The organism is Vibrio sp. V08_P9A1T1 (assembly GCF_963874405.1).
In the GTDB taxonomy this organism is placed as follows: domain Bacteria; phylum Pseudomonadota; class Gammaproteobacteria; order Enterobacterales; family Vibrionaceae; genus Vibrio; species Vibrio anguillarum.
The window spans coordinates 1-4201 of record NZ_CAWNIB010000154.1; the positions used below are offsets into that span (position 1 = coordinate 1).

Sequence of the window (4201 nt, forward strand, 5' to 3'; positions counted from 1 at the left end):
GTTTTGATGAAAGCCTGTTTATACGTATGAGTATGTTATGAAACTAAAAATTGTTACTAGCGCAATACTTGCTTCTATTGCCGCTTCTTCTTTCGCTGCTGATGGCGATATTCATCAAGTTACCATTCTTGGTACTTCCGATATTCACGGGCATTTTATGCCATGGGATTATGCTGCTGACAAACTGAATATGCAGGGGAGCCTAAGTCAAATCGCCACCAAGGTTAAACAGATACGAGAGCAAGATAAAAACGTTATTTTAGTGGATGCGGGAGATACGATTCAGGGAAACTTTGTTGAAACGTTTAAGCATGAAGCCGTAGACCCTATGATGCTCGGTTTTAATGAGATGAACTACGATGTTTGGGTGCTGGGTAACCATGAGTTTGATTTTGGTTTATCGGTATTAAATCGCTCCCTGACTCAATTTAAAGGCCGAGCGTTAGCCGGGAATATTCAGAGGCCCGATGGCAATCCATTCTTACCCGCCGCAACAATTATTGAAAAAAATGGCGTCAAGATCGGTATCATTGGAATGGATACTCCGATGACACAAGTGTTTGCTGAAGGCACGAATCGCCTTGAAGGCATGAGCTTCACTAACCCAACACTTGAAGTGAAAAAAGTGATTGGGCAGATAAAAAATGATGTCGATGCGATCGTTTTGGTTGCGCACATGGGGCTGGATAACGAAAACGACATCAAAGATACGGGCGTATCTGATATTGCCAATGCTAACCCAGAAATCGATGCCATTGTTGCTGGCCACATGCACACTAAAATTGATAAAGCGACGGTAAACGGTGTCATCATTACCGAGCCTGACAAATATGGACGCGTTTTATCTCGAATCGATTTCCAATTTGAAGAAAAGGATGGCAAATACACGCTCGTTCATAAAGACAGCTTCACTTACCCTATAAAAGGTGTTGATTCTGATTCGAAAATGGAAACGCTGTACGCACCTTATCATCAACGCTTACGAGAAAATGCCAATCGCGAAATTGCGATACTTGACGGAGTCGACTTGGTTCCTGATGATGAAATACGCGGTATCCCTCAAGTGCATATTCAAGATACCGGCATCAGTGCGCTGTTTCAGGAAGCCAGTTTTTTCTACGCGCCAAAAGCAAACGTGATCGCACTGCAAATTGATAATGACCAAGCTCAACTTGATACTGGCTCAATCAAAGCAAAAGATATCGCGTTTAACTATCAATATGCTGGTGGTGAAATTACGGTTTACCAAATGACGGGTAAAGAGCTGCGCACCTACATGGAGTGGGCCGCTGGGTATTTCAATTCCGTCTTGCCAGGCGATGTGACTTATAGCTTTGATCCAAAGCGGCGCGCATCGAAATACTCAACCAATGATTTTTTTGCGGGTGTCACTTACACCATTGATCTTACTCAACCTGCGGGTAAGCGAATTAAAGATCTGCGTTTTGCTGGTGGACAACCGATTGATGATACTAGTGATATTCGGTTGGGTATGAATAGTTACCGAATGGGGCATTTGACGCAGAAAGGGGGTAGCCTTGAAGGGCGGTCATTCCCGATTATTTTTGACTCGGAAGCGGAATATGGCGAAGAGGAAGGAACTATTAGAAACCTAACGATCCGCTATCTCACCCAAGAAAAGCAAGGCCGCTACGAAGGTAAACCAATGCAACGTTGGAAGCTGGAAGGTTTGCAAGGGTATGAATCGGAACGTGCCATCGTGAAAGCTCTAATTAATAGTGGCCAAATTGATGTACCAAGTAGTGATGATGGGCGTTATAGCAATATCGCCTCGATCAATGTTAAAGCACTGCTCTTTACCAATAAGGCCGCGGCTGAAGAGGCGATCAATGCGCGTATTTTGCAAAGTAGCCAAGCTTCTGATGCTGAAAAACAGCGTATCAATCGAGATATTGTATTGCTCAAGGCATTGAATGCTAATGTTTTAGATTAGCTAAAGTTTTAAATTAACGGTTAAGGCTCTGGCCAAAAGTCAGAGCCTACTACTTTAACGACTAACTCATCAATAACCAGAATCCAACACCTATCATCAATGAGCCTGAAATACGGTTCATTAGACGCACATTTTTTGAATGCCCTAGAGCTCGTTTTAACCCCTTGCCACCTGTTGCGTAAAGTGTCATACAGACAAATTCTGAGACCATAATAATGGACACCAGCAGTAACAGTTGAGGTGCAAGTGGTGCTTCACTATTAATAAAAGGCGGAAGTAGGGAGATCATAAACGCCCAGCCTTTAGGGTTAGCAATCGCGGTCACAAAACCTTGCATGACAAGATCCCAGTCTTTGTTATGGGGAGTGACCTGTGAGTCGCTACTGAGGGCAAGCTTGCCTTTTGAGCGCCACATCTGAATGCCTATATAGCCAAGATAGATGGCACCGATGGTTTTGAATCCGGTAAAGAGCCAAGGGTAATTGAGCATAATCGAAGCCATCCCCAAAACGGCTGCGATGGAAACGAACGCCACACCGACGATCTCTCCCATCATCATCCATAAAGTTCGGCGATAACCAATACTCATCCCAAGACTCAGTGCCAATGTCATACACATACCTGGAGTAATCGAAACAAAAAAGAATGTTGGTATAAATGCCAGAAGTAAAGTACTGCTCATTAATCAATCCGTGTTGAGAGACAAGAGCTCTAGCATACACATTAATTACAATCTTCACTATTTCACTTTGCTGTGCAATTGACGACAGTGCTACTTACGGATTGAAACCAATAAAGATGACCGTTTGGGATGATGAAGCATAGATAGGATGCACAGAGATGAAAAAAGCCGCATTGCTGCAGCTCTTTCGTTGTTATGGCTTACTTCTTACGATTTTTTAGTCGATTCATCATGTTCAAACGACGTTCTGCTGAGGCTTGATCCGGCTTTTCGTCATTTGGGTTGTTACGACGGCCTTGGCGATCTTTGTACGCCGCTTTTGTGTGAAGTTTTTCAATGTAGGCATCACGCTGTTTAGGCTCATAACCAGGCTGTTCAACACGGCGGATGCGTTGCTGGATAAGGTTTTCAACCTGAACAACAGTCAACTCTTCTTCGCGACTGACAAATGAGACAGCATGTCCCTGTTTGCCAGCACGACCAGTACGACCTATGCGGTGTACATAATCTTCGGCGAGAAATGGCATGTCATAGTTAACCACGTGTGGCAGGTCGACGATATCTAAACCACGTGCAGCCACATCGGTCGCAACCATGACACGCACTTTGCCTTCTTTAAATTCTTCAAGAGCGCGTCGACGTGCACTTTGTGCTTTATCGCCATGACATAGCACGGCCTTGATGCCATCCAATTTCAGCTCTTTAACCACTTCATTAGCCGTCTCTTTATAGTTCACAAACACTAAGACTTGTTGCCAATTTTTGCGGCCAATCAGCTCAGACAGCAGTTCCGTTTTACGCTCTTGATCGACAGGGTAAACCACATGCGCCACTGTTGCGGCCGTGGTATTGGCACGATCGGCATTAATGCGTTTGGGTTTGCGTAAAATATCGCCCGCCAGTTGGTTAAGCTGAGTGGATGTAGTGGCCGAGAACATCATGATTTGCGGTGAGGTTTCCACTTCCAGCATGATTTTACGCACGGGATTGATGAACCCCATATCTAAAATTCGATCTGCTTCGTCGAAAACCAAAAACTCAAGGTTGGCGAGTGAAACATTACCTTCACTTAAATGCTCTTCTAATCGGCCAGGGGTCGCGACCAAAATGTCCACACCCATTTCAAGCTGACGAACTTGAGAAGACATTTTATTTCCACCGTAAACAGCAGCGACACTGAGTTTGGTGTACTTGACGTAGTCTTTAATGTTCTGGGCAATTTGTGCCACTAATTCTCGCGTGGGTGCCAAAATTAAGCCTCGCGCTGTTTTAGGCGAAGGTTGCTTGCCGCTATCTAACAGATGTTGAATAACGGGCAGTGCGAATGCTGCGGTTTTGCCTGTGCCAGTTTGCGCCGTTGCAAAAATATCATGCCCTTTACGAGCCTCGGGAATGGCTTGTCGCTGAATGGGGGTAAGTTTTTCATAGCCGCATTCAGTAAGCGCTTTAACAAGTTCAGGTGCAAAACCTTGAGATGAAAATGACATTTAACGGGTTCCTTAAGCAGACAGCCTACAGTTCTTAATTTTAGCCGTGCACTATATAGGATTTAGAGTGATTTATCT

Annotated in this window: 3 protein-coding genes; 1 reads left to right on the forward strand and 2 read right to left on the reverse strand. The window is 44.5% G+C overall.

Annotated elements, in window-relative coordinates:
• Positions 1 to 37 precede the first annotated feature (37 nt).
• Complete coding sequence (locus AACT21_RS07135) at positions 38 to 1954, forward strand: bifunctional metallophosphatase/5'-nucleotidase (protein ID WP_094164188.1); 1917 nt, start codon at positions 38 to 40, stop codon at positions 1952 to 1954.
• Between the two features lie 61 nt (positions 1955 to 2015).
• Here AACT21_RS07135 and AACT21_RS07140 read toward each other — a convergent pair whose 3' ends face one another.
• Together AACT21_RS07140 and AACT21_RS07145 are read right to left on the reverse strand one after the other, a co-directional pair.
• A complete protein-coding gene (locus tag AACT21_RS07140) occupies positions 2016 to 2636 on the reverse strand; it encodes a LysE family translocator (RefSeq protein ID WP_013857026.1) in 621 nt (206 codons plus the stop codon).
• Between the two features lie 200 nt (positions 2637 to 2836).
• The gene (locus AACT21_RS07145) at positions 2837 to 4123 is read right to left on the reverse strand and encodes a DEAD/DEAH box helicase (protein ID WP_026027722.1); all 1287 of its coding nucleotides are present in this window, start codon (positions 4121 to 4123) and stop codon (positions 2837 to 2839) included.
• Positions 4124 to 4201 lie beyond the last annotated feature (78 nt).